The sequence below is a fragment of the Wenyingzhuangia gilva genome (assembly GCF_030519655.1).
Classification (GTDB): Bacteria; Bacteroidota; Bacteroidia; order Flavobacteriales; family Flavobacteriaceae; genus Wenyingzhuangia; species Wenyingzhuangia gilva.
Genome location: NZ_JAUMIT010000028.1, coordinates 1 through 2,962 on the forward strand (window position 1 = coordinate 1; position 2,962 = coordinate 2,962).

General features: G+C 28.1%; 2 protein-coding genes. Both read right to left on the reverse strand.

Annotated elements, in window-relative coordinates; genetic code table 11:
* Positions 1 to 598 precede the first annotated feature (598 nt).
* Positions 599 to 1,051: a WG repeat-containing protein gene (locus tag QVZ41_RS14490; protein WP_302885363.1), complete on the reverse strand. Its 453-nt coding sequence runs from the start codon at positions 1,049 to 1,051 to the stop codon at positions 599 to 601.
* Between the two features lie 285 nt (positions 1,052 to 1,336).
* Positions 1,337 to 2,035: a hypothetical protein gene (locus QVZ41_RS14495; RefSeq protein ID WP_302885364.1), complete on the reverse strand. Its 699-nt coding sequence runs from the start codon at positions 2,033 to 2,035 to the stop codon at positions 1,337 to 1,339.
* Positions 2,036 to 2,962: the final 927 nt, after the last annotated feature.

Genomic DNA, 2,962 nt, shown 5'->3' on the forward strand with positions numbered 1-2,962 from the left:
GTTTCTTTAGATTGAAAAATTCATGTTTCAAAGTTTTAAGTTTCAAGGAAAATATTAGTTTTCTTCCTCCACAAAAAATTAGAATAGTTAAAGTTTTTAATTATGATAATTTTTCAAAAGAAATATGATTTTACGTAACTACGATAATTTCCTACGCGTTTTTACTGTTCTTCATTTCTCAAGAAAACATGATTTTTTTATGTTTAAATAATTTCTCGAAAACTTAATAATTTTCACAGTTACGATTTTTTCAACACAACTTTTTTGTCGGAATTTCTACAAGTTTTTAGCCAAGAAAATACTCTTATTTTATGAATATTTTTCAAAATAGGAGAGAAGTAATAATTTTCAAATTATAGGAATATTTCTACTAAAAACGCAGTTACGATTTTATTTTGGGCAACGGTTTTGGCTAGGCTTTGTGCGGGAAGAAAATCGCCAAGATTTTCGAACACGTACTAAGCCGAAGCTTTTTGTTTGGATTTGTTTCTTTGATTTCACAAAGCCAAATCAACAAGATTTGGCGACTTAGTAAATATACATAAAACTTTGAAGTTGGCACAAAACCCGCATAAAGTTTAGCCGGTGTTGTGGCACGCTATTTTTCAACACGTTTTCCATCAGTCGTAATTTGATACCATTTTTCACTTTTCCAAATAAAATTTTCACCTTCTTTTATTGTTTCACAATTGTCAGATACTAGAGCATATTCTCCTTTGAATTGATAAGCACAGTCAAATTTCGGTTCAATAATTATTTTTCCATTTGAATTAGCATACCCGATTTTTCCATTTTTTATAATTCTAAAAAGTCCGCTTTTCAAATAATCAGGTCCGTTATCATATTTGAAAATTTCATATAATTCCGTTCCATTTTGGTCAATTCCGAGTAGTTTTCCAGTTTTATTTTCCATTACTATTCCAAAATTTCGAATAGTGTCAGTATAACAATAGTAATATTTTTCAGCAGGTATAATCGTATCTCCATTTGAATTCAAATAACCAGAAGAAACTCCAATTTCATCAAATTCTCCTTCATGAAACTTAATCAAATAATTATCTTTTTTCGAGCTACAGGCTAAAGTCAAAAGAGTGATTAATATTCCGAAGATGAATTTTTTCATAGTGTGCTACAACGGTTTTGGCTAGGCTTTGTGCGGGAAGAAAATCGGCAAGATTTTCAGACACGGACTAAGCCGAAGCTTTTTGTTTGGTTTTGTTTCTTTTAGTTTTACGAAGCCAAATCAACAAGATTTGGCGACTTAGTAAATATACACAAATTTTGAAGTAAGCACAGAACCCGCATGAAGTTTAGCCGGTGTTGGCAACTGGTTTTTTTAGTTATTTTCAATTTCGACATCTATAAAATCTAATTCTAATAGTTTTTTTATAATACTTAATGTCAATTTATAAATTTCAGATAATTCTTTAACTCCAAAGATTGAAGTTCTTTTCATTAATCCTTTTTTTATTAAATCGTCAGGAGTATCATTATACTTTAATTTTCTTTCAAAGACTCTAATTTTCAAACATAAATCACTTATTTCAGATAATAAGTTTTCTTCAATATCTAATGAATGTATATCTATAAGAGATTCTAATTTGTTTCTAAATATTATTAATTTTTCTTTTTCGTTTTCAATTTTATTAAATTTTTCATTAGGGGAGAGTCTACTGAAATATTCAAGAATTTCTATGTTAATTTTTAATGCTGTAATTTCTTCTAATACATTATACCTTATTAGTGCTACAAAATGATGAGTTTTTAAGTCTTTTTTAGAAGTAAAGATTGATAAGTTTTGTTTTTTTAGTTCAGGTTTAACGAAAGTATTTGTTTCAAGGAAGTCACAAAATTCTTGTATTAAAAACGAAACTTTATTTAAGATAAATTTCCTTCTTTTTTTGTAAATAAGTTTAAGAGTAAAATAAGGAATCAATTTAATAGAAATTAAGATTCCAATAATTAGAAAAATTAAACTTACTAAAACATTCATCCAAAATGAATCCCAGTCGAAACAATAAAAGAAAGATTTCATAATTTTTGTTTTAGATACTTGTTGCCAACGGTTTTAGCTAGGAAACGAAGCGTTAAACTAGCCGATTAATTTTCAGACTTAAAACTACAGAAAATAAAAAGAAAACCAACTTAGTGAAAGCATAAAAAAGCTTTGTTTTTTAGCTGTTGTTAGCCTATGCAGTTTTTCAGACACAAAAATGTTTTATTGAAAAAATGCATTATCCTTATTATTTTCAGCGTTACTGCTTTTCAAATCGCGTTGTTACGATAAAATTCAACGTTTTGCTTGTAAATATTTATCGGTTAAAGAAAAGTATCAATGAAACAATTTAGCGTAGAGTTCAGCACGTAACTTTTAACACCATTTTTATTTTTATATATTTTCTCTCAAAGAATTATGAATAATAATTTATTCACTTTTTTCATGCACAATTTGGCACGTTACTTTTTTAATTCACAGAGAAAATTCAATAATTTTCAGCCACAAAAAAGTACATTTTTTAACAAATAATTTTCTTTAAGAAAGTCAATAAATTATCAGTTTACAGAAAAGTTTTCAACTTGTTTTTTTTGCGTGAGAATTGGTTTCAGAATGTTTCAAGAAAAGTTAAGAATTAATTTATCTGCGGAAATTTCGACCGAAATTTCCTGTTTAGGCTAACGGTTTTGGCTAGGCTTTGTGCGGGAAGAAAATCGACAAGATTTTCGAACACGCAACTAAGCCGAAGCTTTTTGTTTGGATTTGTTTCTTTTATTTCACAAAGCCAAATCAACAAGATTTGGCGGACTTAGTAAATATACACAAAACTTTGAAGTAAGCACAAAACCCGCATGAAGTTTAGCCGGTGTTAGCTTTAGTTTTTTTAATCAACAAAAGTTTCTTTCATTACTAATTTAAATTCTTTGATTTCAGGTTTTGACATTTTTCCTAAACGTTTCACAATTC

Bases quoted from the DNA above. Each gene is read 5' to 3' on its own strand.
- QVZ41_RS14495 (WP_302885364.1), bottom strand. From the start codon at position 2,035: ATGAAATCTTTCTTTTATTGTTTCGACTGGGATTCATTTTGGATGAAT.